Genomic DNA, 26763 nt, shown 5'->3' with positions numbered 1-26763 from the left:
ACCGGCCTGTCGACCGGACCGCACCTGCATTACGAGCTGATCGTCAACGGCAACCGCGTCGATCCCTTGCGCATCCGCCTGCCCGGCGGCAAATCGCTCGGCGGCGACGCGCTGGCGAAGTTCGAGAAGGAACGCAGCCGTATCGACGAACTGCTGGCGAAGGACAACGGCAGCGCCGAAGTGGCGACGGCGCAGTAGGCCGGTTTTGCAAGTCGGATTCAAACGCCAGCGCCGATGTGATATTCAGAACATCGTGGAGGCAGGTTCGGCAGACCTTCTGCGACCGACATCAATCCAAATCCTCTACATCTCCGAGAGCCACACGTAGCACGATTTAAAATCCACCTATAAGAGAAAAATGCCATTGACAACAATCTCTGATGTAGTGAGTATCAGCATTGCGCCGATGCCATTTTCTAGATCAGCTAAATGATTTCAAAGATTTAACGCATGCGCATGTTCGGAAATGTCGAGGAGCGTCTTGGCATATCGATCGCCAGGGGATCGGGGGCGGGTGCCGGCTATGAGGTTCTATGTTTCATGGTTTTCTTCCTTTTTGCTTCTAATCTTACTCGGATCTGGCTCGCTCTTCCTTTGGATCAGTAGCGATAGTGTACCTCGTCATCCCGCGCTACAGGTCGATACCCTGCCAGATTTAATTTCAGTGCAGGAGTTCTACGCCAATACCGATGCGATTTGGGGTCATATTCCTTCCCACGATGGTGCACTCCTTGCTTGGTGGGGCGTAAAATGGGGACGCGATACCGTGTTCATAGGGCGTGCCGACCGGATCGGCGGCGACGGGCCCGAAGTCATCGCCGTGCTCGATGGTCCTGCCGATACAATTTTTTGGTCAGCCTTCGAAAACAAGCTGCATGTCGTCAGCGACGGTCGATTGTGGCTGGTGGACCCGAATTCTCCAGATCGCGACCAGTGGCTTGATGTCACGCCACGCGGTTTCCAGAATTGGGAGGTGCTTAAGCAGGCACCTACGGCCGAGGGGCGTAACGTCATTATGTCCAATGACCGCGACCCTTCCCTCGTTGACCTTTATTCGGTTCGGCCGGACGGAGGAGGCAAAGAGCTTCTCGTTCGCAATGACGGCAAGACACAAACGTGGATCGCCGGTCGAGATGGGGCGCCGCGCATTCGCGTCGACAAGGCCGAAAATGATGACCGCATCTACATGATGCGCGGCGCGACCGATGGATCATGGAGGGAGTTTGCGCGGACGTCTCCATTTGAAACGTTGATCATTGGCGATGCCCCTGATGATGGCCAACCCATCGAGGCGCTGGACAATCGCGGAGGCGATCTCCTCGTCTTTGTCCGGATAGATGAGCAAACAGGTGCAAAATCTGTAGCGTTTTCGGACACCAAGGCCGACGTTGCCCAGGTGTTGCATTTTTCCTCGGACCCAGCGCCCGGCGATGTGGCGATCGTTCGGGATGGGTATCCGCGCTATGCCGGCTTAACCGGGAGGGGTAAGACGTTCTTGCACTTGCTCCACGTGGACGAAGGTTCGGTCGATTTTAATATTCAGGGCGCGTCGCCGGACGGGCGCTTCGTCACGCTTTCAGTATCGAGAGACGAAGCTCCATTCCAATTTTTCCTCTTCGATCTGGAGGCATCGACATCAACGCACATTGTCGATTCCGCCTTCAGCAGACATCGGGATGAGCTGGCCAAAACAAAACCGGTGTCGTTTGTCGCCCGCGACGGTTGCTCGATCCCGGCTTTCCTGACGTTGCCGCGTGGTGTGCAGCCTAAAGGCCTGCCAACCGTCGTGTTGGTGCACGGTGGTCCTGCCGAGCGGGACATCTGGCAGTATGACTATCAGAAGCAGTTCCTCGCTAACCGGGGCTACGCGGTGCTTTCGGTCAATTTCCGCGGCTCGATTGGCTATGGCCGCGCCTTTCAAGAGGCGGGCTACGGGCAATATGGCAAAGCCATGCAGGATGACATCATCGATGCCGCCAACTGGCTTGTGTCGGAAGGCGTTGCTGATCGCGACGCGATGGCTGTTATGGGCGGCAGCTACGGTGGTTATGCAGCTGCGCTGGCAATGACGCGCGATCCGGGCGTGTTCAAAGCAGCAATTGCCGAATACGGCGTGATGGACGTCAAATACCAAATGCAGAACAATCCTTTTGCCTGGGGCCTGTTCCTCGACGGGATGAACCGCTATTTCGGAGACCCAGAAAAGACAGAGAACCTTCAAGAGATGACGGACCGTTCGCCTGTCTCTCACGTTGACAAGGTGACGGGCGCAATCTTGCTCACTGCTGGCAAAGAAGACCGTATAGTCGGCTTTGAGCAGTCGGAAGAATTCGAACGCGCGCTAAAAGCAGCTGGCAAGGACGTCCAGGCCGCCTATTTTGAAAAAGAAGGCCACGGTTACCGGCGCTGGCAGACCGACGTAAAGCGCGCGCGTATTCTCGAAGACTTTCTTGCGCGCACACTTGGGGGGCGCACGGGCAACTTTGACCTTGCGGAGATTGCCGCGAAATACCTCGATTGAGCTACGATGCCAGAAACTGCGGCGCGCCGGTCCAGTTACTGCTTTGGCAAGCAATCGATCTTGTTGTTGCAGACCGTGCTGTGCAGCGTTTTAGAACGCTGCTAAGGCCGACATTGACCGCCGCCAAATGCGCCCGTGTTACACTATCACAGCTCTGACAGCGCGGCGTCCAGCTACAGCGCCGCGCGTCAATCCTGACGCGCAAAGGAGGCTGTAGCACTTTGAAAGTGCTGCATAATTTTAACCTTAAATCGATTCCGATTTAAGGAATTATGCAGTAGCCCACAGCTTTTTCGCCAAGTTCTCCAAACCCTCATCCTACCGGAGTGGCAGCCGTCGGCCACCTTCTCCCCAACGGGAGAAGGTGGCGCGTAGCGCCGGATGAGGGGCCGAAGCACACCAACAAAAAAGCCTCCCGCGTTACGCCGCAGCCTTCTCGGCCCCGCCCCTAAGCTTGAAGTTCAGCCGATCCGACCCGGCAAAGGCCTTGATCGTCGAACCGTCCGGGAAATTCCCCTGCAGGATCTGTTCCGCCAGCGGGTCCTGGACGTATTTCTGCACGGCCCGCTTCAAGGGACGCGCGCCATAGGCCGGATCGTAGCCCTTGTCGGCGAGGAAGGCTCTGGCCTCATCGTCAAGTTCGAGCGTGATCTTGCGATCAGTGAGCAGCTGACGCAGGCGTGACAGCTGGATATCGACGATCGCGCCCATTTCGCCGCGCTTCAGGCGGTGGAACAGGATGATCTCGTCGACGCGGTTGAGGAACTCCGGCCGGAAACGGCCGCGAACCACGTCCATCACCTGATCGCGCACCATGTCGCTGTCTTCGTTCTCGCCAAGCTGGACCAGATATTCCGCCCCGAGATTGGAGGTCATGATGATCATCGTGTTGCGGAAATCGACTGTGCGGCCCTGGCCATCGGTCAGGCGGCCGTCGTCGAGCACCTGCAACAGCACGTTGAAGACATCCGGATGCGCCTTCTCGATCTCGTCGAACAGCACGACCTGATAGGGCCTGCGGCGCACCGCCTCCGTCAGCGCGCCGCCTTCCTCGTAGCCGACATAGCCCGGAGGCGCACCGATCAGCCGGGCAACAGAGTGCTTCTCCATATATTCCGACATGTCCATGCGCACCATCGCCGTCTCGTCGTCGAAGAGGAAGCGGGCAAGCGCCTTGGTCAGCTCCGTCTTTCCGACGCCGGTGGGGCCTAAGAAGATGAACGAGCCGATCGGCCGGTTCGGATCCTGCAGACCCGCCCGCGAACGGCGAACCGCGCGCGACACGGCCTGGACCGCATCGTCTTGGCCGACCACCCATTTCGCCAGCTCGTCTTCCATCCGAAGCAGCTTCTCGCGCTCGCCTTCCAGCATCTTGTCGACCGGGATGCCGGTCCAGCGCGAAACCACATGCGCGATGTTGTCGGGTATCACGACCTCCTGCACCATCGGGCTCAGCGCAGATGAATCCTGGCTTTCGGAGGCTTCGAGCTCCTTTTCCAGCTTCGGGATCACGCCATAGGCAAGCTCCCCCGCCCGCTGGAATTCGCCCTTGCGCTGGGCGATCGCCAGTTCGTTGCGGGCTTCGTCGAGCTGCTTCTTCAGATCCGCCGCCAGACCGAGCTTCGACTTTTCCGCCTGCCAGCGGGCCGTCAGCGCGTTGGCCTGCTCTTCGAGCCCGGCGAGATCGAGCTCCAGCTTTTCCAGCCGGTCTTTCGACGAGCGGTCGGTCTCCTTCTTCAGGGCCTCGCGCTCGATCTTCAGCTGGATGATCCGCCGGTCGAGCTCGTCGAGTTCTTCCGGCTTGCTGTCCACCTGCATCCTGAGCCGCGATGCGGCCTCGTCCATCAGGTCGATCGCCTTGTCCGGCAGGAACCGGTCGGTGATATAACGGTTGGACAAGGTTGCCGCCGCAACAAGCGCCGAATCGGAGATCCGGACCTTGTGATGCTGCTCGTATTTTTCCTTCAAGCCCCGCAGGATCGAGATCGTGTCCTCGACCGTCGGCTCGTTGACCATGACGGGCTGGAACCTTCGGGCAAGGGCTGCGTCCTTTTCCACATGCTTGCGGTACTCGTCGAGCGTGGTCGCGCCGACGCAGTGCAGCTCGCCGCGGGCAAGAGCCGGTTTCAGAAGGTTGGAAGCGTCCATCGCGCCGTCCGCCTTGCCGGCGCCGACCAGTGTGTGCATTTCGTCGATGAACAGGATGATTTCGCCCGCCTCCGCCTGCACTTCGGAGAGTATAGCCTTCAGCCGCTCCTCGAACTCGCCGCGGAATTTTGCGCCGGCAATCAGCGACCCCATGTCGAGAGCCATCAGCTTTTTGTCCTTCAGGCTCTCCGGCACGTCGCCATTGACGATGCGCAAGGCGAGCCCCTCGGCGATCGCGGTCTTGCCGACGCCGGGTTCACCAATTAGCACCGGATTGTTCTTGGTGCGGCGCGAGAGCACCTGGATCGTGCGACGGATCTCGTCGTCGCGGCCGATCACCGGGTCGAGCTTGCCTTCGCGGGCATCGCTCGTCAGGTCGCGCGCATATTTCTTCAGGGCGTCAAAGCCCGCTTCGGCATTGGCGCCATCGGCCGTGCGGCCCTTGCGGATATCGTTGATGACCTGGTTGAGCTTTGCCGGCGTCACGCCGGCCTTCGACAGGATGCCGGAAGTCGCAGCCGAGGTCTCGATGATCAGCGCCTGCAGCAGACGCTCGACGGTAACGAAACTGTCGCCGGCCTTCTTGGCGGCCTCTTCAGCGGTCGAAAACACACGCGCCAGTGGTTGTGCCAGCGACAGCGAACCGTTGCCGCCGGAAACTTTCGGCAGCTTGGCAAGCGCCGCATCATTGGCGATCCGGGCAGCCTTTGCGTCGCCGCCGGCCCGCTCGATCAGCGATGCCGCCATGCCCTGGTCGTCGTCGAGCAGCACTTTCAGGATATGTTCGGCCGTGAATTGCGGATGACCTTGCGCCAGCGCATAGGTCTGCGCCGATTGCAGAAAACCGCGCACGCGCTCGGAGTATTTTTCAATATTCATCTGTCGACCTCCATAAATCGGTCAGCCCGTTCGCGGCACTGCCGATGGCTCAGGATCAGGTTCCCTGAAAAGGCAAACCTGTCATTGCTGGCCGATATCTGCCTTGCGCAGGATCAACCCGTTGAAGCGAATATGGGGGAAGAATTTTGGAAATTAAAGGGGCTGCTCGGCCTCTCTTTCCGGGCGATGGACAGCGGCCAGCCGGCACTGATGTGTGGTCGTCCATAGGACTGCGATGGTAACACCGAGGAGCAGGATTTCCGAAACCGGCGTGGCAAACCAGATACCGCCTTCACCGAACGCCGCCGCAAGGACGATAACCAGCGGCACCGCGAAGAGATACGGTTTCGACAAACCGAGAATGGCCGCCCGCCCGGCATCACCGACTGCCTGGAAATAACCTGCGGTCAGCATCAACGGTCCTGAAAGGAAGTACAGCGCCACCATCACCGGCATGATCCGCGCAACTTCGTCGGCGACGGCATTGTCACTGACGAAGAGCGAACCGATCGGCCGCGCGAGACCGATCAACAGGATCTCTACTGCAAGGCAATAGACGAGCGCGACGGCCACGCCGAGACGCAGACTCTTGTACGAGCGTTGCCACAGCCCGGCTCCTACGCTGTTTCCGACAATGGCCTGCACCGCCTGGCTCATGCCCAACAGCGGCAGAAAGGCGAAGGTCATGACGCGGGTAATGATCCCGTAGGCCGATACGACAACATCATATCGTGAGCCCGCTACCATCTGGAGAGACGCTATGATGGTTGCCGAGACGAGCGCCAGGCCGATGAAGCCGAGGCTTTGCGGCGCACCAAGGCCAATGATTTCGCGCCAGCCCGTTAACAGATTGCCGCGCCGTAACAGAGAAAAGCGCAGCCCCGTGCGCCCAAACGACCGGAAACAGAGAAGCAAGCCAAGCGCCACCCCTTGCGCAAGCACTGTCCCGCAAGCGGATCCAGCAACGCCCAGCCCGATTCCGACGATGAAAACATAGTTGAACACAAGGTTCGCAAGCGAAACTGCAAGGCTGAGGATCGCCATCAACCCAGCCCTGCCCTCGCAACGCAACGCGTCCGCGTTGACTGAAAGCAGAAACTGTATGGGACATGAGAACACGATGATGGAGATGTAGACATGTGCCATCCCGGCCAGGACCCCGTTGCCATTGGCGACGACCAGAACCAGCCTTTCGCCAAAGCCGGCAAACAGGACCATGAATGCAATACCGATCGCGAGGGCAAGCATATGCGCGCGCGTCAATGTGTGCCGTGCTTCGATAAAACGCCCGGCCCCAAGCTGGCGGGCAAGCAGGCTGGCCATGCCGCTGGCGACAAGTGTTGAAAGTGCGATCAGCAGCATGAAGACCGGGAAGACGATCGTGACAGCGCCGACGGCATCAGAACCGACATAGATACCGAGAAAGACGGCATCGGCGACAGTCAAAAGACCGTTCATGCTCATCACGAAGATGATGGGAAGTGCCGTCTTGGTAAAAATTTTACCAAGAGGGGCAGTCAAATAGGCGTTCTGGCTGGAAGTGTCTGACGACATCCCGCTCTCCTCAATACTGCACTTCGAACTAAAGGAGGGGGCTCGCATTACCCACCGGACGAAATGCATCGAGGGTGAGAGACATCGTCAAAGTCAGAATTTCACCGAGACCAAGCGTCCGCGAGCGGCAGGCTTCTGAAAACCATGATGAGGACCTACAGATAAATCGCGAAACGGTCAAGCCATACAGCGCCGCGCGTCAAATATGACGCGCTAAGGACGCTGTAGCACTTTAAAGTGCTGCATAATTTATCCTTAAATCGATTCCGATTTAAGGAACTATGCAGTAGGCGATCAGCTCTGCGCCTTGTGGAACCCGCCAGAAATGCCTCGCCGCCCTTACCCCACAAAAAAACCCGGCCGCGAAGCGGACCGGGTCCTTTAATGTTCTGACATTTTTCAGTTGCCATCCGGCAACCTGCCTGGGCTTACTCGCCGGCAGCCTCTGCGAGGGCAGAACCTTCCGCGGGCTGCTCGCCACCGGTTTCTGCGGCGGCCTCGTCACTACCGGCTTCGCGGCGCGGCTGGCGGCGGGGGCGCGGTGCGGCGCGCCGGCGCGACGCGGCGCGGCCGGTCGGCGCCTCTTCTTCCAGCGAAACCTCCGCCGGCGTGCCTTCAATCACCGGCTGCGGGCCGGAACCGTCGATGATCGGCTGCGGCTGCACGTCTGGGCGCGCCTGCGGTTGGGCCTGTTCGGGGCGCGGCTGGCGCTGGCGGTCATGGCGCTGGCGGTCGCGGCGCTCGCCATCGTGCTGGCGCGGCTGGCGATCGGCCTGCTGAGGGCGCCCCAGATCGGGCTGCTGATCCTGAATGGCGATCCTGTCGTCGATGTCGTTCTGGTCCAGATCGTCGTCGCGCTCGTTGCCGTCGCGATCCTGATACTCGTTCCGGTCGCTGTAGTCGCTGCGGTCGTCACGCTGGAAACGTTCCTGCATCTGCGCCTGGGCGGCAGCAATGATGCGGTTGTAATGCTCAGCGTGCTGAAGATAGTTTTCCGCCACAACCCGGTCGCCGGAGCTCTGTGCGTCACGGGCAAGGGTCGCATATTTTTCGGCAATATGCTGGGCGGTGCCACGGATCTTCACATCCGGGCCGGAGCTGTCATAGGTCCGGGTCAGCGGGTTGGAACCCTTCCGGTTTTGGTTGCTGCTGCCACCGCTGTTGCTGCTATTGCTGTTATTGTTGTTATTACGCCCACGGCCGCGCTTGTTTTGCTGTCCTGGCCTCATCGTTCACTCACCTGGATTCTCTTGATATTGATGATCATGTGATTGCGTGGCTTGCCGGGGATTCCGGATCAAGCAGACACGCGCCGCGACCCAACCGCCTCTTGGCGGCGCCGTCGCTGGTTAAAGTCAAATTAACAGGTACCCGCACCAGGCACTGTCGAACCTTAGCAACTCTTTTGTGAGAGCAATCCCTGTGGCTAGGTCTGACCGGAACGAATCTCTGGTCTATGACCTTCTGCCCAGTGCGTGGCAGGCAACCTAGCCCGCTTGTCGTGGAAATCCAAGCCTTTTCTTCATGTTTTCGAAAAGAACGTTCCGTCATGTGCCGGTTTTCAGGCCTTCGTTGCCGAAAGAGAACACGATTGCCCGGTCATTGCCGCCGAGATCGCGGATCCTGTCGATGATCCGAAAGCCGTTCTCTTCGAAAACGTGCCCCACGACCTGCAACTGATCATAGCCGATCTCGACGCCGATGACACCGCCCTTGGCAAGATGGCCGGCGGCGTTCGCGGCAATGATGCGATAGGCGTCCAGCCCGTCGGCACCGCCGTCCAGCGCCAGCGCCGGATCATGATCCCGCACCTCGGGCGCGAGCGACGCAACCACTTCGGTACGTATATACGGCGGATTTGACACGATTATGTCGAACGCGCCCTCGATCTGCTCGAACCAGTCGCTTTCCACAGCGACGAAGCGGTCATCGAGAGTGTTGCGCCGCGCATTCGCCCGCGCCATCTCGACGGCACCGGCTGAAAGGTCGGAGCCGACGCCGATTGCTTCCGGCACCGCACTGAGCAGTGCGAGGCAGATCGCCCCGGTCCCTGTGCCGAGATCGATGATCCGGCAGCCTCCCTTTTCGGCAACGGTCTTCCGCGCAAACGGAATGAGGCCCTCGACGATCATTTCAGAATCCGGCCGCGGCTCCAGCGTGTCCTTCGACATGCCGAGCGTCAGCCCGTAGAATTCGCGGCTTCCGAGGATGCGGTGCACCGGCTCATGCGCCGCCCGCCGCGCAATCGCCGCGCGGATGCGCCGCGCGTCTTCCGGCGCCACCACCTCGCTGCCGCGCGTCATGAAGGCTGCCGCCGGCAGGTCGAGCAGGCCGGAAATCAAGAGGCGCGCATCGAACGCCGCCTCGCCGATATGCGCCTTAAGGAACCGCGCCTTCGCCTCCGCAAACAGGCTGTCGAGCGTGTCGGTCATCCCTGGTTCTCGCCAAGCTGCGCCAGTTGGTCCGCCTGGTAGTCGGCCAAAAGCGCATCGACGACCTCGTCGATCTCGCCCATCATCATCCGGTCGATCTTGTAGAGCGTCAGGTTGATGCGGTGATCGGTCACGCGCCCCTGCGGGAAATTGTAGGTGCGTATCCGCTCCGAGCGGTCGCCCGAGCCGACTTGGCTCTTGCGCGAGGCGGAGCGCTCGCTGTCGGCCTTCTGCCGCTCCATGTCGTAGAGCCGCGAGCGCAGAACCTGCATTGCCTTGGCGCGGTTCTGGTGCTGCGACTTCTCAGAACTGGTGACGACGATCCCCGACGGCAAATGCGTGATGCGCACCGCCGAGTCCGTCGTGTTGACGTGCTGTCCGCCGGCGCCCGACGAGCGCATCGTGTCGATGCGGATATCTTCCGGCCGGATATCGATGTCGATGTCTTCCGCCTCCGGCAGAACGGCAACGGTCGCCGCCGAGGTATGGATGCGTCCTTGCGTTTCCGTGTCCGGCACGCGTTGCACCCGGTGCACGCCGGATTCGAATTTCAGCTTCGAAAACACGCCGCGCCCGGTGACGGTGGCGATGATTTCCTTGTAGCCGCCCGCGTCGCCCTCGCTTGCCGAAAGCACCTCGACCTTCCAGCCCTTGTCGGCAGCATACCGCTCATACATGCGAAACAGGTCGCCGGCAAAAAGGGCCGCCTCCGAACCGCCCGTGCCGGCTCGGATTTCAAGGATGGCGCTCTTCTCGTCGGCCGCATCCTTGGGCAGGAGAATGATCTGCATCTCCTTTTCCAGTGCCTCGATGCGCTCCTCGATCTCCGGCTTTTCCATCTCGGCCAGATCGCGCATCTCGCGATCTGTGCCTTTGTCGGACAGCAGCGCCGCGATATCGGCAAGCTCGCCTTGCGCCTTCTCGTATTGCCTGATCTTCGTCACCACCGGCTGCAGCTCGGAATATTCCGACGCCAGCTTCACATAGACATCCGCCGCCGGCCCCTCGGCCATGCGCGCCTCGATCTCACCGAAGCGGCGCTCCAGCTCGCGCATTTTTTCAACAGGTAAGGTTGCCAACTCGAACTCCACAGGGGCCGTTATGAAGGAACGGCGATGTTTTACGACAGGGACGCCTTTTTCAAAGACGTCAAAGTCGCGGTAAAACTTCAGAGATATTGCGTAATCCTCAAACCGATTCCGAATTGGAGAATTCCGCAAAATGGATCCAGTCATCGGTCATGGCCTGACCTTTGAGCCGGAATAAAGGTGAGATCAAACGATCTGACCTCTTGGATGAGCCTATTTTCAACAATTTCGACGATCGTCTCCAATACTCGCTCTCGGTCCTGAAGAACACATCCATTCCAAACGGGCAACGTTCCATCCATTAGTCGTCATATAGTCGTCCCGCATCGTATCATGACGGCTGTCTGCATGCTGGCTGCCGTCAACCTCCACGACGAGATGGGCCTGCCTGCATGCGAAATCAGCGAAGTACCGACCTATCGGTAATTGCCGGACAAACTTGAACCCATTGAGACGACGTGCCCGAAGCTCAAACCACAAGACCTCCTCGGCATCATTCTCCACTTTCCGCAAACTGCGGGCGCGCGCTGTTTTTCTTTTGTCCGGACCTCTCATCGCCTACAGCCGTACACGCGTGCCCCTCACCCTAGCCCTCTCCCCGCACGCGGGGAGAGGGGATGACCGATGTTGCCGCCTCTCCGTCACCACCAATATCACTATGCAGATTCGGAGAAAGGGGTGCCGCTTGTCCCTTCTCCCCGCTCGCGGGGAGAAGGTGCCCGACAGGGCGGATGAGGGGCCTTTTCGCTAAACCGGAATCCCATTCTCCGCCGCGAACGCCTTCAGCATCTCGCGCAGCGGCGTATGGTCCTTCCTGTCGTCCAGCGACGCCGCCAGCATGGCCGCGAGCTTGTCGACGTCGAGCGCCAGCAGCATCGCCTTCACCGGCCCGACAGCCGTCGGCGACATCGAGACCGAGCGGAAGCCGAGACCGAGCAGTGCCATTGCGCACAGCGGCTTGCTCGCCATTTCGCCGCACAGCGTCACCGGGGTTTCATTGCGTTCGCCCGCGCGGATGATGTCGCGCAGGATCCGCAGGAACGGCCGGCCAAGCACGTCGAAGCGGTCGGACACCCGCGCATTGCCGCGATCGACCGCCATTGCGAACTGGAACAGGTCGTTCGAACCGACGGAAACGAAATCGACCTCGTGCATCAGTTCGTCGAGCTGCCACAAAAGGGCCGGAACTTCCAGCATCGCGCCGAATTGCAGCTTCCTCGGCAGTTGCTCGCCGATCTTCGACTGCCGCTGGATCTCCTTTTGCAACAGCTCGCGCACGGTCCGCAGTTCCGAAACCTCGGTCACCATCGGCAGCATGATGCGCAGCTCCTCGCCGGCCGAAGCCCGCAGCATCGCGCGCAGCTGCGTGCGCAAAAGGCCGGGGCGGTCGAGCGACAGGCGGATCGCCCGCCAGCCAAGCGCCGGGTTCTCCTCTTCCGCCGCGCGGAAATAAGGGACCACCTTGTCGCCGCCGATATCGAGCGTGCGGAAAGTCACCGGCTTGCTGGCGGCCTGCTTGATCACGTTGCGATAGAAGGCTTCCTGCTCTTCCATCTTCGGCATGGTCGAGGCGATCATGAACTGCAGTTCTGTGCGGAACAGGCCGATGCCCTCCGCGCCCGATTCCGCAAGCTGCGGCAGATCGACCATCAGGCCGGCATTCATCTGCAGCTTGATGCGCTTGCCATCCTTGGTCACCGGCTCGACGCCGCGCAGCGCCTTGAACTGCTCCTGGCGGCGCGCCCGAAGCTTGACTTTTTCCTCATAAGCCCGCTGCAGGTCGGTCATCGGCCGCAGGTGCACCTTGCCATCTTCGCCATCGACGATGATGGCATCGCGGTTTTCCGCCAGCGCCACGGCGCCTGCCGCCTGGCCAACGACCGGAATGCCCATCGCACGGGCGACGATCACCACATGGCTCGTCACCGCGCCTTCTTCAAGAACCAGGCCGCGGATATTCTCGCGCGGATAGTCGAGCAGTTCGGCAGCACCCATCGCGCGGGCGACGACGATGGCATCCGGCGGGAAGTCGCTCGCTGAAAGCTTGGCGCCATATCCGGTCAGTTGCCTGAGCAGCCGGTTGGCAAGGTCGTCGAAGTCATGCATGCGCTCGCGCAGATACGGATCCGTCAGCCGGATCATCCGCGCCTTGGTCTCGCTCTGCACCCGCTCGACCGCCGCTTCGGCGGTCAAGCCGTTGCGGATCGCCTCTTCGAGCTTCCTTACCCAACCGCGGTCATGCGCAAACATCCGGTAGGCTTCGAGCACGGCGCGGTGCTCGCCCTCCATCGAAACGTCGCGTCGCGACAGCATGTCGTCGATCGAGATACGCAAGGATCCCAGCGCTTCCGCCAGCCGCCCGAGCTCGTGGTCGGTATCTTCGTTCAGAAGATTGGTGACGACGATGCGCGGCTCGTGCAGCACGACGTAACCGAGGCCGATGCCATCGTTGAAACTGTTGCCGTCGATCGAGACCGGCCGCGACAGATCGAGTTCCAGGCCCGGCCGGGTGATCTTCTTCAATTCGCCGGTCGCCACCATTTCGGCGAGCACCATCGCCGTGGTTTCCAAGGCCTCGACCTCGTCGTCGCGATAGGTGCGGCTCGCCTTGTTCTGCACGACGAGAACGCCAAGCGAGCGGCCGGTTCTGAGGATCGGCACGCCGAGGAAGGAATGGTAGATCTCTTCGCCGGTTTCCGGCAGGTAGGTGAAGGCCGGATGCGCCTGCGCGTCGGAGAGATTGAGGGGTCTCGCGGATGCCGCAATCGTACCGACGAGGCCCTGCCCCATCTGCAGTTGCGCCAGATGGACGGCGCCCGGGTTCAGACCTTCGGTGGCATAGAGTTCAAGCACGCCGTCGGAGCGCAACACGTAGACCGAGCACACTTCCGCGACCATGTTCTGCGCAATCTGGCGAACAATCTGGTCAAGGCGCTCCTGCGGCTCGAGCGGTTCCGCCATGAGTTCGCGCAACCGCTTGAGAAGGACGCGTGGACCCGCCGAGAGGTCTCTCATCGCGTTACGTCTCCTGTCTGAAAGTCAACAACTGCAGGCGGCACTATGTTCCCGCACGCTTGCGCGAAAACGTCATGGCCACCGCTTCGCTTAACTCTTATCCAGACCGTAGACGGAATGCAAAGTGCGAACGGCCAATTCGGCATAAGCGCCGTCAATCAGGATGGAAATCTTGATTTCCGAGGTGGTGATCGCCTTGATGTTGATGCCTTTATCGGCAAGTGCGCGGAAAGCGGACGCCGCCACGCCGGCATGGCTGCGCATGCCGATGCCGATGACCGAAACCTTGACCAGGCCCGATTCGCTCTGGATCACGTCGAAGCCGACCTTCTCCTTGGCGCCTTCCAGCACCTTCAATGCCTTTTCCACATCGCCGGAAGGCACGGTGAAGGTCATGTCGGTCTTCGAGCCGTCTTCCGAAATGTTCTGGACGATCATGTCGACATTGATATGAGCTTCGGCCAGCGGCCCGAAGATCGCCGCCGAGACGCCGGGTCGGTCGGCCACGCGCCGCAGCGAAATCTGCGCTTCATCCTTGGCATAGGCGATGCCGGTGACGACTTCCTGTTCCACGATCTCTTCCTCATCACAAATCAGCGTGCCGGGGGGATTCAGGAAATCGCCCATGCCCGGCGCATCGGGGTCTTCGAAACTGGAGCGCACGAAGGTGCGGACCTTGAATACCATGGCAAGCTCGACCGAGCGAACCTGCAGGACCTTGGCGCCGAGCGACGCCATTTCGAGCATTTCCTCGAATGCGATCTTCTTCATCCGCCTCGCCTTCGGCTCGATGCGCGGATCGGTGGTGTAGACGCCGTCGACGTCCGTATAGATGTCGCAGCGGTCGGCCTTGATCGCCGCCGCGATCGCCACTGCCGAGGTATCCGAGCCGCCACGCCCGAGCGTCGCGATCCGGTTGTCGGGACCGAGCCCCTGGAAGCCGGAGACAACGGCCACCTGTCCCTCGCCGAAGCGGCGGATCAGCTCTGTGCCGTCGATATCGAGAATGCGCGCGGCGCCATGGGCGTTGTCGGTCTTGATCGGAATCTGCCAGCCCTGCCAGGAGCGCGCATTGATGCCCATCGATTGCAGCGCGATCGACAAAAGCCCCGAGGTCACCTGTTCACCGGAAGCAACCACCGCATCATATTCGCGCGCATCGAAGAAGGGCGAATTCGCCCCCGTCGCCTTCGGCGCGCCCTGCACCCAGCCGACCAGTTCGTTGGTCTTGCCGGACATGGCCGACACAACCACCGCCACCTCGTGGCCGGCCTCGACTTCACGTTTCACATGGCGGGCCACATTGTAGATGCGTTCAAGATCCGCAACGGATGTCCCGCCGAATTTCATAACGATGCGTGCCATATGCCTCTACCGGTCGAAAATGCCGCGCGGCAAACCCGCGCCCGTCTCTTCAAAGTCGCCGGTCTCTTAGCGAAAATGAGGGCGGCGTGCAATGGAGAAGGATCTATCAAAAGGTGCTGGATTTCGAAGCGTGGAAACGAGACGGCGATACGGAGCCGAAGATCGGCCATATCGCCATGGCGCTGGAGCGCCGAGGCGAGCGCGGCCAGCTCTGGCGCGAGGTCGTCGCACGCAATCTAGATCGGTTCGGCGGGTGGATCGCGCCACAGCGCGCTCGCCTCGATGGGCTTTGGCAGAGTTCGGAAAACGATGGTGCGGCTGGAGGAGCGCGAAGTCCGTCAAGAGCCGGTCGAGCTGCCACAATTCACGCCCGAGCAGCGTGGCAAGCTGCTCGGTAGGAAGCGCGATGTGACCAATGGCAGAAAACCGGATAAAGACGATCCGGAGCAATGGTTGACCAAACTTACATCTGCCCTGTTTCAGTGAACTTGATCCAGTCTATGGCGTAGGCCGCAGAAAGCGGCCCTAGGTGTGGCACAATTTTTTCCCATGTTCCAGGGTGATGGTCAGTTTGAGAAATTATCGCTTCAATCAGACCAGTCGCGATTGCGTCTTTCAGGTCATGGTCCCCGTCGCGCATCCCACTTTCGATTAAATCAAAAACGCCGTGGATATCCTCGATGGACTCGAAATTTTCTGCAATAGCCCATCCAATGCTGGAACAAAGTGAATTTATTCCTGGAGGAGATGGATAAAACTCTTTCACTAATTCTTCTTCTATCCGATAAGTATCGGGTAGAAGATTTTTCATTTTCTCTATAAAAATTGTAATTTCCATTATGGCTTCCCGCTCAAAGCATTTCGCAAATCACGTAGTGTATTCTCTGCTGCGGCACGATCTCCTGACGAAGCGGTTGGATTTCTGCTCAGCCAGCCTTCCAGTCTTCCGGCCATTTCCCCTGCCTTTTGCGTATGAAATCTTCCCTGTACACTTACTCCAGTTTGCATTTCTTGACGAACCGCTGAGGCAGTACTCCCGCTTCCAACCTTAGCGCCGGGTCGATACATTGCATCCATCATACGCCTTAGTTCGGGGTCCCTTACTGCCGGTTTCTGCATATCTGCGCGTAATTCATCTTTATATGCTTCATGTTTTGCAGGGTCTTTCCTGTCTCTATCGTCATCTTCCGGACCGCCTGGAGCACCACCGGAAGCGGCAGATGGCTGCCCCTGATTGGAATTGCCCCCAACTTGCCCGTTTCCGTGAGAATCGTCCTTCTCGGAGCCTTTCATTGAGTTCAGACCAAACGCTCCCCCAAGGAGTCCGCTCAAAAAGCCGCCAACCGACCAGCCGCCGCCGTACCCGCCCCCACTGCCACCGCGTCCTGGGCCGCCTACGCCACCGCCCCATGGTCCGGTATCCGTCGTATATCGGTCGATGTCCCCATTGGACATCATGTGGCCGTTCGGATCGCTCTTATTGACCGGGTCATTACCGGAATAAGCATAGCGGTTGGTGCCCACGCCTTGCACTGTCGGGTCCATGGTGTCGGGCGAGATAAACCGCGCATTCGCCGCAGAGCCGAAGGACACGGATAACATGCTGCAAATCAGCAGCAGGCTGAGAATGCGGGTCAGAAACCCGCCGGAAAAGCATTTCATGAACAAGTCCCCACTGGAATCAGATCGTCATTCTGTCTGGCCATCCTGCGGCCGCCACCCCATGGCTTCCGCCCTGGCGAACGCCTGCATGTTCTGCCCGTACCACTGATCGGCTTTCGCCTTCAGATCGGCCGGAATGTCTTCCATCCGCGTGTATTTCCCTGCCAGCTCCCGCCGCAGCAGGCCGCTAAAGGCGCTGCCCTTCTTCACCAGTCCATAGGCGAAGGTGGGATAATGCCGCAAAAGCACGTCCGAGACGGAAATCGCATTTTCGAACGCGCCGGCGTCGATCTGACGCTCCACCAGAAAGGAAGCGATCAGTGCCGCCGATTCCCCATGGGACAGGGACCGGAGATAGACGCCGTTCGCGACCGCCTTGTCCGACATCGGCAGCTTCTGCCTGTACCAGACATCGCGAGTAAAGCCGCCACCGCTGGTCGCTTCCAGATTCCAGACAGCGCCATCGTCATCGGTGTATTTGATGAAGACATGCAAGGGAGCTTCGGCCAGCGTCACCTTCAGCCCCAGCCGCTGGCCGACGGACAGCATCAGCATCGGCATGGTGATACAGTTGCCGCGCCGCGTCGTCAGGTAGCGTTGCAGCAAACGGTTTGCAGGCTTTTCGCCGAGCGGATGATCGAGATCGTACTGGAAGGGTCTGTTGTCGTTCCAGGCACCGGCCTCATAGAGATACCGCTTCAGAGCCGTAAGTGTCTCGGCGCTCTTTGCATTCCCTCCGGCCATGGTCTTCACATCGTCGGCCATGCGGTCGATCATGGATGTCACAGTCTGCGCATTGGTCGTGGGATCGACCATCTGATCGACGGACAGCTTTATGTCGAGCAGGTCGCGCCCTTGTTCGAAGAGCGCTTCCGTTCTCGCCTGCAACCGTGCGGAATCATTTTCCGGCGTCTGTGCGAAAACCGCTGTGATCGGCAGGCAGAGCACCAGAATGGCAATGCGAAGGATTTTCATGAACAGTCCTGCCGATGATTCAACCATGGGTATGCATTCGCAGGGTTGTCGTCAATGGACGGCGGAGACCTTCCATGGTTTTTTAAGCGACATTTTCAAATTCATCTTTCGCGAACATGCCACCAGACACAGCAAGAAGCGGCAATGGCGGTCACCGTGAATGTCCGCAATTCCACGCTGCAGGCCGCTGCCGCCCACCGTCACATACCTGTCATCAAACCCTGCTCCTGTGCCTTCAACCAACGGGGATTTGACCAATGATCGACCAGCTCAGCCGCATCAAGGCGGAAATTGCCGACAGCTTCGACGAAGAGCTGGAAATGCAGATGGAAGAGGACCGGCTCGACGAACTGGTCGCCGAGGGCATGTCGGAAGAAGCCGAGGCGACGATTGAGCGCAAGGTCTATTTCCGCGAGCTGTTCCGGCTGCAGCACGAACTCGTCCGCCTGCAGGACTGGGTGCAGTACAAGAAGCTCAAGGTCGTGGTGCTGTTCGAGGGCCGCGATTCGGCCGGTAAGGGCGGCGCCATCAAGCGCGTCACCCAGCGCCTCAATCCGCGCGTCTGCCGTACCGTGGCGCTGCCCGCTCCGACCGAGCGCGAGCGCAACCAGTGGTATTTCCAGCGCTACGTGCCGCATTTGCCGACGGCCGGCGAAATGGTCCTGTTCGACCGCAGCTGGTACAACCGCGCCGGCGTCGAGCGCGTCATGGGCTTCTGCACGCCGGAAGAACTCGACGAATTCTTCCGCACGGTGCCCGAATTCGAGCGCATGCTGGCGCGCTCAGGCATCGTGCTGATCAAATACTGGTTTTCGATCACCGACGAGGAGCAGGAATTCCGCTTCAAGATGCGCATCCACGATCCGCTAAAACAGTGGAAGCTGTCGCCAATGGACATGGAAAGCCGCGTCCATTGGGAAGAATACACCAAGGCCAAGGAAGAGATGCTGGCGAGGACCCACATCGAGGAAGCCCCCTGGTGGGTCGTCCAGGCCGTCGACAAGAAGAGGGCCCGCCTCAACTGCATCGCGCATCTCCTCACCCAGATCCCGTATCAGGACGTGCCCAAGTCCACCGTAGAATTGCCCGAGCGCGTGCGTCACGACGACTATATCCGCCAGCCGGTGCCGCCGGAAATGCACGTGCCGGAAGTCTATTGATCATCGAGTTCCCGCTTGCCCGCCCCGCCTGCCCGCAGGCAATTGCATATGGATTTGCGGCCTGCTCCCTCTTCTCACGGCGGGGAGAAGGTGACGCGAAGCGCCGGATGAGACGGCTGGCGCCGAAATCGCCGAGAACCCTCATCGCCTCGCATGCGCTCGGCACTTCTCCCCGCCGGGGAGAAGTGGGGGATTGTCGCAATCGCCTTCGATCCAACATGCGACAACCCTCCGCTTGCTCGGCTCACACACGCTGGGTGAGCGGAAATGTACCGCAATTCCCCGGCATCAGGCTCCGATGGCCGCGGAGGTTTCGGCCTTCTTCCTCGCCACCACCGCCAGATAGGCCGCTTGCAATTCGGAAAACACCGAGCGCTGCGGCGCCGGCGCACCGGTATGCAGGCTGCGCAACTCCTCCATGAAGGCCGCCCACATCGGCGGCCCGCCCTGCTCCAGCAGTTCGGCGCGGATCGACAGCTCTTCCGACACCGGTGTATGCCTGCGCCCCCAGGCGCCCATCTGCGCAAGCAGCGGCACAAGCTGGATCGATGGCTCGGTCAGGCTGTAGATCCCCTTCTGCTTGTGGCTCGGATCGCCGGTGCGCGACAAAAGTCCCTTCTCCGTCAGCCGCTTCAGCCGATCGGCCAGCACGTTCGAGGCGATCCCCTCTTCCGATTGGGTCAGTAACTCGCGAAAATGCCGGCGGTTGCCGAACATGATGTCGCGGATGACGATCAGGCTCCAGCGATCGCCAAGCATTTCCAGTGTCAGGTTGATCGGGCATCCCGACCGGTGTGCAATGTCCATTGTCCGCCCTATGTTAAACTGCTTGCAATATAGGATCACTCATCTTACAACGCAACTAGTTGCCGATTGAAACCAGTGTTGGAGGACAAGATGAAACCGCAACTCTTCGCCCACCCTTTCTCCGCCTACTGCCAGAAGGTCATTATCGCGCTTTACGAGAACGACACGCCGTTCGAACTGCGCCTGCTCGACCAGAAGACGCCGGAGATCGTCGCCGAATGGAGCGCGCTCTGGCCGCTGAAGCGCATGCCGGTCCTGAAGGACGGTGATGAGACCGTGCTGGAATCAACTATCATCATCGAATATCTGGCGCTCAACCATCCCGGCCCCGTTCGCCTGGTCCCATCGGATGCCAACACTGCGCTGAAAACCCGGATGATGGACCGCTTCTTCGACAACTACGTCATGACGCCGATGCAGAAGGTGGTGTTCAACCAGATCCGCGCGGAAGCCGACCGCGACCCCACGGGCGTCAAGGAAGCCAAGGCCATGCTCGACAACGCCTATGCCTGGCTCGACGGCGCCATTGCCAAATCCGAATGGGCCGCCGGCGATCAGTTCAGCCTTGCCGATTGCGCCGCCGCCCCGTCGCTATTCTATGCCGACTGGGTTCATCCGATCCCGGAAAAACTGGAGAACACCCGCGCCTACCGCGCCCGCTTGCTCGCCCGCCCCTCCTTTGCCCGCGCGGTGGACGAAGCCCGGCCGTACCGCAGCTACTTCCCGCTGGGCGCTCCGGATCGGGATTGAGTAAGAATTTACTTACGGCCAACGAAGCCGGAGCGGCGGTCCCCGCTTCGGCTCGCCAATGACCGACCCGCACAAAGCCGCGCAGGAATCGGGTGGCGCCGGACAGCGCTTGTTGCGATTGAATCTCCCGCAACACCAAGAGGAGATTCAACCATGACCACGCTTTCCAACAAGGTCGCCATCATCACCGGCGCCAGCTCCGGCATCGGCCGTGCGACGGCAAAGCTCTTCGCCAGCGAAGGCGCACGCCTCGTCGTCTCCGGCCGCCGTAAAAGCGCGCTGGCCGAAATCGTCGCCGAAATCGAGGCGGAGGGCGGCCAAGCCCTCGCGCTCGACGGCGATGTCCGCGACGAGGCCCACGCGCGGGATCTGGTGGCCGCCGCCGTCGAAACATTCGGCGGCCTCGACATCGCCTTCAACAACGCCGGCAGCACCGGAGAAATGGCGCCGATCGCGGATTTGACGCCGGCCGGATGGCGCGACACGGTCGACACCAACCTCACCAGCGCCTTCTTCGGCGCGCGTCATCAGGTGCCGGCCCTTGAGGCGCGCGGCGGCGGTTCGCTGATCTTCACCTCCAGCTTCGTCGGCCATACCGCCGGCATGCCGGGCATGAGCGCCTATGCCGCCGCCAAGGCCGGCCTTGTCGGCTTGGCCCAAGTCCTCGCCGCAGAGCTCGGCACAAAGGGCATTCGCGTCAACGCGATCCTGCCCGGTGGAACCGATACGCCTGCGAGCTTCACCAACGCGCCGGGCGCCGGGCCGGAAGTGCTGGCCTTCGTCGAAGGCCTGCATGCGCTGAAGCGGATGGCAAGGCCGGAAGAAATCGCCCTGTCCGTGCTCTATCTCGCCTCGGACGCCTCCCGCTTTACCACCGGCACGGCCATGCTCGTCGACGGCGGCGCTTCGATCAGCCGAACCTGAGCGTCCGCCGCCGGCCCCGCACCTGCGCGCCGCAAAATCGCCGCCTTGGCATCTCGTTCAGCAGTCTCTCACGCTCGCTTTCACATGCCCGACAATGGTGATTGGACTTTTTTATTAGCGACGCCTAATTTTAATAGGCTGTTGCCTTGGCCGAAACCGGAACGGCATTTAACACGAGAGCGTTTTTGATTCCCACTCGGGGAGAGCGTTTTAGAGGCGATGTATTCTCAAGCCATTTTGGAGCCCGCCACCAACACGTGACGGGCTCTTGGTCTGTGTAGCCGCCGCGGCGCGACCTCAGCCATCCGGCGTATCGGTTTGCGTGGGGTGGCGCCCTTTTCCCGTCTAAGCCCCCGCATGGTCTAAAGGCATTTCGGCAATCGCAACGCGTCAACATCATCCCCGCTCATCCCCGTCTTTTGCGCCCATGCCATACTCCTCCGGTCCCACCACGGATACACCGGTTTGCGTTGCCGGCGAGGCGGGGCCGGTGCCCGGACGGTTTGGCGAAACGCGCGCGAAATCCCCGGGGCTGCGTGAAAGGCGGTTCTCCTCCGGTTCGCAAATGAACCGGGCGTGCCGGGCATGTCCCACCGCGGCGGGTCACCGCCGGACGGCTTTGCCGTCCAAGGGTCCAGGGCATGCCCCACCTATTGAAACGCCTGGCGGATAAGCGGCCGGGCCGGGGCATTGGAGGCTTCTCGTGACAGGAGAAGCGCAGAAGAACCTGAGAAGCGCGGCAAAAGACACCGAAGCGGGGCACATCGTGTGTCACCTACCTATTACCTACTGAGGCACCCGATGTGCCCCGGCCGATCCGCCGACCTCACAAAGGCAAAGAGATCGAAAGCTTGACGCAGACCACGGGCAGCACCTGCCGCGTGAATGCCTCCGGCTGTTTGCAGGCCGCCCTCGTGCGGCATCGTCGACCCTTGACTTTCGCCCCCGATCGTCCGACTTCACGGGGATAGCCTGTTGCACGGAGTAAATGCCATGAGCGAACAAGCGCGTACCACCATCGACCAGGCGCAAGTCGACCGGTTTTCCGCCATGGCCGCCGAGTGGTGGGACCCGAAGGGCAAGTTCCGGCCGCTGCACAAGTTCAATCCGGTCCGTCTTACCTATATCCGCAATCGCGTCTCGGAAAATTTCGGCCGGGATGCCAAGGCACCGCAGCCGCTGAAGGGTCTGCGCCTGCTCGACATCGGCTGCGGCGGCGGCCTTCTGTCCGAGCCGATGGCCCGCATGGGTGCCGATGTGGTCGGCGCCGATGCGTCGGAAAAGAACATCATGATCGCCAAGACCCACGCGGCCGGCAGCGGCGTCACCGTGGATTACCGCGCCGTGACGGCGGAGGCGCTGGCGCATGCCGGCGAGACCTTCGACGTCGTGCTCAACATGGAAGTGGTCGAGCATGTCGCCGATGTCGAATTCTTCATCAGCACATGCGCCTCGATGGTCCGCCCCGGCGGCCTGATGTTCGTCGCCACCATCAACCGGACGATAAAGGCGGCGGCGCTCGCCATTTTCGCCGCGGAAAACGTGCTCCGCTGGCTGCCGCGCGGCACCCATCAATATGAGAAACTGGTGCGTCCGGAAGAACTCGAAAAGCCGATCGAGGCGAGCGGCATGACGGTCACCGACCGCACCGGCGTCTTCTTCAATCCGCTTGCCAACCAATGGAATCTCTCGAAGGATATGGATGTCAACTACATGCTGGTGGCCAAGCGCCCGGCCTGACTGGCAAGACGCAAAACAGGAGATTGTCGCGATGAAAATTCCATCTCTCGGCATTCTCCCGGTCGCCGATGCGCAGGCCGAGCCGATGGACTATATCGGCATCTGCGAGGCCTCGGCCGCGGTTGCACTTGACGACCGCCATTTCGTCGTTGCCAGCGACGAGACCAACACGTTCCAGATCTACCGCCGCGGCATGGCCAAGCCCATGCAGGCGCTGAAATTCAAGAGCTTCCTCGGCAACAGGAAATCCGATATCGAGGCCGCCGCCCGCATCGGCGACAAGATCTATTGGATAAGCTCGTTCTCCCGGCCCGGTGACGGCGGAAACGCCAGGGACCGTTCTATTCTCGCCGCAAGCAGAATTGCGCAGACACCGGACGGCCCGACACTCGAACTTTTGGGCACGCCCTTCGAAGGCCTGCGCGCCTATTTGAAGAAAGAACTGCACCGTCCCGGGACCGACATCAATATCGAGGGCCTCGCCGCAACGCCGCAAGGCTACCTGTTGATCGGTTTTCGCGCACCACTCATCGACAAGATGGCGCCGGTACTCCGCCTGATGAACCCTGCCGCCGTGACCGAGCGCGGCGAGGAGCCACGCTTCGGCAAGCCGCACAGGCTTGATCTCGGCGAGCGCGGCATCCGCAGCATCGACTGGACCGGCCTTGTGCCACCAATCTATCTCGTTCTTGCAGGCCCACAGACCGACAAAGGGGAGAGGGACAAGGGCGAGAGAGACAAGGGCGAGAAATTCTCGCTCTACTCCTGGGACGGGGACGACCAGCCGCCGGTAAAACTTCCGACCAAATTCCCCAGGGATTTCACCGCGGAAGCCCTCGTCTTCTATCCCGAAAAAGGCCTCGTCCAGATCCTCAGCGATGACGGCAAAAAGGGCGTGAAGGAGAGCGATATCCCAAAGAAGCAGCGCCGCTTCCGCAGCATCGACGTATCGTATTGAGCAACGTATCAGTTTCAACTTTTTTTGTGGGTCAATCACGGTCATAATGGACAGATGACAAAGCTTCTTGAACAGGCGGTGGCGACCGCGCGGAACCTCCCTCCGGAAATGCAGGACGATATCGCCCGCATGATGCTGACTTATGCAAGCGACGATGCGCGGGTGATCGAACTGACACCGGAGGAAGAATCGGATTTGATCGAAGCTCAAGCCGAAATGGCCCGAGGCGAATTTGCCACCGAAGCCGAGGTGCAAGCCATCCTTTCCAAATACCGGCTGTGAGACTGCGCTATTCAAAACGCGCCCTTCAACAAATCGATCAGGCGCTCGGGTACATCGCGGAACAGTCCCCCCAGGGGGCGGCCAAGGTGGAAGCCCGCCTGATGATCATCTTGACGTTGCTGCGACACCACCCCCATACCGGCAGCAAGACACCCATTTCCGGCGTGCGCCGCATTTTCCTGACGCCTTATCCCTACCTGATCGACTACTATTGCGGTAATGACGAAATCGTCGTCCAACGATTTCGTCATATTGCACGTCGTCCTGTTGCGTGAATCGGGAAAGCCCAACATCCCCGCCCTTTGCGCCCATGTTAGACTTTCAGCGACTGAACATCGGCAAACAGATCGATCTGCCCGCTATTTGCCTCGGAGATCGAACGGACACGCTGCCGGTCGAGACGTAAGCTTCGCCATCGGCGGCGAAGGGTTCTTTGAAAATCAGCGCGCATGCTCGGCAGCATGGCCCCTGTCCGCCCTACCCGGGATGGGGATTTTATCGAAAAGCGGCGTTTCAATCTGCGCGGCCAACGGTCTGCTCGCGCCATGATGGCGCACAACGTATAGGTGTGCGCTGTAGAGGCGATCGAGGAACGCAATGATCCGCATGTTGCAAGACGACGACCAAGCGCAATGGCGTGCGCTGTGGGCACAATATCTCGACTTCGACGGCAGCACACTCGATGCCATTGTCCATGACCGCACCTGGGCACGCCTCTTGGATGAAGCCGAACCGATGTATGGAGCGCTTGCCTTGGCAGGCGATGAGGCGGTGGGCCTCGTGCACTACATCTTCCACCGCTCAACATGGAGCCTCAGCGATTCCTGCTACCTGCAGGACCTTTTTGTCGCACCGACAGTGCGCGGTAAAGGTTACGGCGGAGCACTGATCACCCATGTCTGTGCAGAGGCGGCAACTGCTGGATCGTCGCGCGTCTACTGGCAGACGCAAGCGGACAACGGCACGGCGATCTCGCTTTATGAGAAGGTCGCTGAACGCTCGGGCTACATCCAGTTTCGCAAGTCGGTTCCGGGCTGAACCCCAGTTATCAGTCTACGGCCTGCTCAGCGGTACAAAACCGGACGCCCTCGCCGCAGCCTCGATTTTGGCAGGCTCGCGAAGAACGAAGCCCTCGACGGCCGGATCGCCTTCAGGGCCAACATGCAGGCCGAAATTATAGATCGCCAGATGCAGGCCGCCCGGCCACGGCCATGTCAGTTCACGTCGCCCGGCAGGACCGGCAGCGGCGCGATTTCGATACCCTCTTCCAGCAGCTCCCGTGCCTCGTCGGCCGTCGCCTTGCCGATCAGGCCGCGCTGCTCGGCTTCGCCATAGTGAATCTTGCGGGCTTCCTCGGGGAATTTGTTCCCGACATCGTCGGAGTTCTCGCGGATCGCCGTCACCAGTTCACGGATCTTGGCGACCGCCTCCTTGCGCGCCTGATCCATCATCAGGACTTTCGCCTCGTCCTTCTTGCGGCTGGTCGAAACCGAGGGCGCCATCAGTTCCTTGGCAACAGACACGGAGCCGCAAGCCGGGCAGGAAACGAGCCCCAGCTCCGCCTGCCGGTCGAAATCGGCGCTCGACGAAAACCAGCCATCGAAGGAATGGCCGTTGTCACAGGAAAGCGTGTATTTGATCAAGCAGCCACACCTCCCGCTGCGGGCAGCGGCACTTCCTCCAGCGAAAAGGTCCGACCATTTTTCAGGTTCGGAATTTTCGCACGCGCGGCTGCAACCGCGGCAATATCGATATCGGCCAGCACCACCCCCTCGCCGGTGCCGCCGGCCGAAGCGAGAACGACGCCCCATGGGTCGATGATCATCGAATGGCCGTAGGTTTCGCGGCCATCCTCATGCAGACCGGCCTGCGCGGCGGCGATGACGAACATGCCGTTTTCGATCGCCCGCGCCCGAAGCAGGACTTCCCAATGAGCCTCGCCGGTCTGGCGGATGAAAGCGGAGGGCACCGACATGATTTGAGCCCCGACCGCCGCCTGCGCCCGGAAGAGTTCGGGAAAGCGCACGTCGTAGCAGATGGCGCAGCCGAGCTTGCCGAAGGGCAGGTTCACCAGCCGCGCCGTGCCGCCCGGCGTATAGGCCGAGCTTTCCCGCCAGCTTTCGCCATTGTCGAGATCGACGTCGAACATGTGGATCTTGTCGTAGTGGCAGATCTTCCTGCCATCGGGACCGAAGAGGAAGCCGCGATTGGCCATCTTGCCGTCGGCAAGGCTGATCGCCGTCGAGCCGACATGCAGATGGATGCCGAGTTCGGCCGCAAGCCCGGAGGCGGCAGCGACGATGAGGTCGCCGTTCTCGTCACGCAAGGCCGCCTTCATCGCCGCGCGGTCCCGCTGCAGGGCGCCGGTCATTTCCGGCGTCTGGATATAGATCGCACCGCGCGACGCCGCGTCCCGGACGAGCCCGGCCATCGTCTCAGCATTCTTCGCCGGATCGACACCGGAACACATCTGGATGGCTGCAGCCTTGAACGTCATCGAAGC

Annotated in this window: 24 protein-coding genes and 1 pseudogene (1 of these 25 cut by a window edge); 11 read left to right on the top strand and 14 right to left on the bottom strand. The window is 60.6% G+C overall.

Features of this window, described 5'->3' with window-relative positions:
• Both ACSQ2Z_RS05445 and ACSQ2Z_RS05440 read left to right on the top strand, forming a co-directional pair.
• Positions 1–198, top strand: the end of a protein-coding gene (locus tag ACSQ2Z_RS05445; RefSeq protein ID WP_436080261.1) for a M23 family metallopeptidase. It extends 1770 nt beyond the left edge of the window; only the last 198 of its 1968 coding nucleotides appear in the window; its start codon lies beyond the left edge, outside the window; its stop codon occupies positions 196–198.
• Positions 199–523: 325 nt separating this feature from the next.
• The gene (locus tag ACSQ2Z_RS05440; protein ID WP_436080260.1) at positions 524–2521 is read left to right on the top strand and encodes an alpha/beta hydrolase family protein; all 1998 of its coding nucleotides are present in this window, start codon (positions 524–526) and stop codon (positions 2519–2521) included.
• Positions 2522–2941: 420 nt separating this feature from the next.
• On the opposite strand, the gene clpB is transcribed toward ACSQ2Z_RS05440, so the two are convergent.
• The 8 genes and pseudogenes from clpB to ACSQ2Z_RS05400 form a co-directional block, all read right to left on the bottom strand.
• The gene (gene clpB, locus ACSQ2Z_RS05435; protein ID WP_436080259.1) at positions 2942–5548 is read right to left on the bottom strand and encodes an ATP-dependent chaperone ClpB; all 2607 of its coding nucleotides are present in this window, start codon (positions 5546–5548) and stop codon (positions 2942–2944) included.
• A 153-nt stretch (positions 5549–5701) separates the two neighbouring features.
• Positions 5702–7102 (bottom strand): MATE family efflux transporter, encoded by a 1401-nt coding sequence (locus tag ACSQ2Z_RS05430; RefSeq protein WP_436080258.1) that lies wholly within the window; start codon positions 7100–7102, stop codon positions 5702–5704.
• A 428-nt stretch (positions 7103–7530) separates the two neighbouring features.
• Positions 7531–8331, bottom strand: a complete 801-nt coding sequence (locus ACSQ2Z_RS05425; protein WP_436080257.1) for a DUF4167 domain-containing protein — start codon at positions 8329–8331, stop codon at positions 7531–7533.
• A 318-nt stretch (positions 8332–8649) separates the two neighbouring features.
• A complete protein-coding gene (gene prmC, locus ACSQ2Z_RS05420; protein WP_436080256.1) occupies positions 8650–9534 on the bottom strand; it encodes a peptide chain release factor N(5)-glutamine methyltransferase in 885 nt (294 codons plus the stop codon).
• Positions 9531–10613, bottom strand: a complete 1083-nt coding sequence (gene prfA / locus ACSQ2Z_RS05415; RefSeq protein ID WP_436080255.1) for a peptide chain release factor 1 — start codon at positions 10611–10613, stop codon at positions 9531–9533. Before prfA ends, prmC begins: the two co-directional genes overlap by 4 nt.
• Before the next feature lie 152 nt (positions 10614–10765).
• Positions 10766–11177: pseudogene (locus tag ACSQ2Z_RS05410) on the bottom strand (endonuclease domain-containing protein).
• Positions 11178–11369: 192 nt separating this feature from the next.
• Positions 11370–13637, bottom strand: a complete 2268-nt coding sequence (gene ptsP / locus ACSQ2Z_RS05405; RefSeq protein WP_436080254.1) for a phosphoenolpyruvate--protein phosphotransferase — start codon at positions 13635–13637, stop codon at positions 11370–11372.
• Between the two features lie 90 nt (positions 13638–13727).
• The gene (locus ACSQ2Z_RS05400) at positions 13728–15002 is read right to left on the bottom strand and encodes an aspartate kinase (RefSeq protein ID WP_436080253.1); all 1275 of its coding nucleotides are present in this window, start codon (positions 15000–15002) and stop codon (positions 13728–13730) included.
• A 309-nt stretch (positions 15003–15311) separates the two neighbouring features.
• On the opposite strand from ACSQ2Z_RS05400, the gene ACSQ2Z_RS05395 reads away from it, so the two are divergent.
• Positions 15312–15488 (top strand): hypothetical protein, encoded by a 177-nt coding sequence (locus ACSQ2Z_RS05395; protein ID WP_436080252.1) that lies wholly within the window; start codon positions 15312–15314, stop codon positions 15486–15488.
• Here ACSQ2Z_RS05395 and ACSQ2Z_RS05390 read toward each other — a convergent pair.
• The 3 genes from ACSQ2Z_RS05390 to ACSQ2Z_RS05380 are packed head-to-tail and all read right to left on the bottom strand — an operon-like array spanning position 15466 to position 17639.
• Positions 15466–15840, bottom strand: coding sequence for a DUF7674 family protein (locus ACSQ2Z_RS05390; RefSeq protein WP_436080251.1), 375 nt, complete (start codon positions 15838–15840; stop codon positions 15466–15468). The two genes, ACSQ2Z_RS05395 and ACSQ2Z_RS05390, sit on opposite strands and share 23 nt — an antisense overlap.
• Positions 15840–16664 (bottom strand): hypothetical protein, encoded by an 825-nt coding sequence (locus ACSQ2Z_RS05385; RefSeq protein WP_436080250.1) that lies wholly within the window; start codon positions 16662–16664, stop codon positions 15840–15842. Before ACSQ2Z_RS05385 ends, ACSQ2Z_RS05390 begins: the two co-directional genes overlap by 1 nt.
• Before the next feature lie 27 nt (positions 16665–16691).
• On the bottom strand, positions 16692–17639 hold the full coding sequence (locus tag ACSQ2Z_RS05380; RefSeq protein WP_436080249.1) for a transglutaminase family protein: 948 nt from the start codon (positions 17637–17639) through the stop codon (positions 16692–16694).
• 257 nt (positions 17640–17896) lie between these two features.
• Here ACSQ2Z_RS05380 and ppk2 point away from each other — a divergent pair, with 257 nt between their 5' ends.
• On the top strand, positions 17897–18799 hold the full coding sequence (ppk2, locus tag ACSQ2Z_RS05375) for a polyphosphate kinase 2 (RefSeq protein ID WP_436080248.1): 903 nt from the start codon (positions 17897–17899) through the stop codon (positions 18797–18799).
• Positions 18800–19087: 288 nt separating this feature from the next.
• On the opposite strand, the gene ACSQ2Z_RS05370 is transcribed toward ppk2, so the two are convergent.
• Positions 19088–19606, bottom strand: a complete 519-nt coding sequence (locus ACSQ2Z_RS05370) for a winged helix-turn-helix transcriptional regulator (protein ID WP_436080247.1) — start codon at positions 19604–19606, stop codon at positions 19088–19090.
• Between the two features lie 90 nt (positions 19607–19696).
• Here ACSQ2Z_RS05370 and ACSQ2Z_RS05365 point away from each other — a divergent pair, with 90 nt between their 5' ends.
• The 7 genes from ACSQ2Z_RS05365 (at position 19697) to ACSQ2Z_RS05335 (ending at position 25298) form a co-directional block, all read left to right on the top strand.
• On the top strand, positions 19697–20356 hold the full coding sequence (locus tag ACSQ2Z_RS05365) for a glutathione S-transferase family protein (protein WP_436080246.1): 660 nt from the start codon (positions 19697–19699) through the stop codon (positions 20354–20356).
• Positions 20357–20509: 153 nt separating this feature from the next.
• Positions 20510–21280: an SDR family oxidoreductase gene (locus tag ACSQ2Z_RS05360; protein ID WP_436080245.1), complete on the top strand. Its 771-nt coding sequence runs from the start codon at positions 20510–20512 to the stop codon at positions 21278–21280.
• A gap of 993 nt (positions 21281–22273) precedes the next feature.
• Positions 22274–23020, top strand: coding sequence for a bifunctional 2-polyprenyl-6-hydroxyphenol methylase/3-demethylubiquinol 3-O-methyltransferase UbiG (gene ubiG / locus ACSQ2Z_RS05355; RefSeq protein WP_436080244.1), 747 nt, complete (start codon positions 22274–22276; stop codon positions 23018–23020).
• Positions 23021–23051: 31 nt separating this feature from the next.
• Positions 23052–23978 (top strand): hypothetical protein, encoded by a 927-nt coding sequence (locus ACSQ2Z_RS05350; protein ID WP_436080243.1) that lies wholly within the window; start codon positions 23052–23054, stop codon positions 23976–23978.
• A gap of 54 nt (positions 23979–24032) precedes the next feature.
• On the top strand, positions 24033–24260 hold the full coding sequence (locus tag ACSQ2Z_RS05345; RefSeq protein WP_436080242.1) for a hypothetical protein: 228 nt from the start codon (positions 24033–24035) through the stop codon (positions 24258–24260).
• Positions 24257–24535, top strand: a complete 279-nt coding sequence (locus tag ACSQ2Z_RS05340) for a type II toxin-antitoxin system RelE/ParE family toxin (RefSeq protein WP_436080241.1) — start codon at positions 24257–24259, stop codon at positions 24533–24535. Before ACSQ2Z_RS05345 ends, ACSQ2Z_RS05340 begins: the two co-directional genes overlap by 4 nt.
• A 322-nt stretch (positions 24536–24857) precedes the next feature.
• The gene (locus ACSQ2Z_RS05335; protein ID WP_436080240.1) at positions 24858–25298 is read left to right on the top strand and encodes an N-acetyltransferase family protein; all 441 of its coding nucleotides are present in this window, start codon (positions 24858–24860) and stop codon (positions 25296–25298) included.
• Positions 25299–25474: 176 nt separating this feature from the next.
• Here the strand turns inward: ACSQ2Z_RS05335 and ACSQ2Z_RS05330 are convergent, their stop codons facing one another.
• Both ACSQ2Z_RS05330 and ACSQ2Z_RS05325 read right to left on the bottom strand, forming a co-directional pair.
• Positions 25475–25903 carry a DUF1178 family protein gene (locus tag ACSQ2Z_RS05330; RefSeq protein ID WP_436080239.1) on the bottom strand — a complete coding sequence of 143 codons (429 nt, stop codon included), beginning with the start codon at positions 25901–25903 and terminating at the stop codon, positions 25475–25477.
• On the bottom strand, positions 25900–26757 hold the full coding sequence (locus ACSQ2Z_RS05325; RefSeq protein ID WP_436080238.1) for a carbon-nitrogen hydrolase family protein: 858 nt from the start codon (positions 26755–26757) through the stop codon (positions 25900–25902). The genes ACSQ2Z_RS05330 and ACSQ2Z_RS05325 overlap by 4 nt, the downstream gene beginning before the upstream one ends.
• Between the last annotated feature and the right edge of the window lie 6 nt (positions 26758–26763).

Source organism: Pararhizobium sp. LjRoot235 (assembly GCF_964254145.1).
Taxonomy (GTDB): Bacteria; Pseudomonadota; Alphaproteobacteria; order Rhizobiales; family Rhizobiaceae; genus Pararhizobium.
This window is presented reverse-complemented; position numbering and strand designations above follow the sequence as displayed.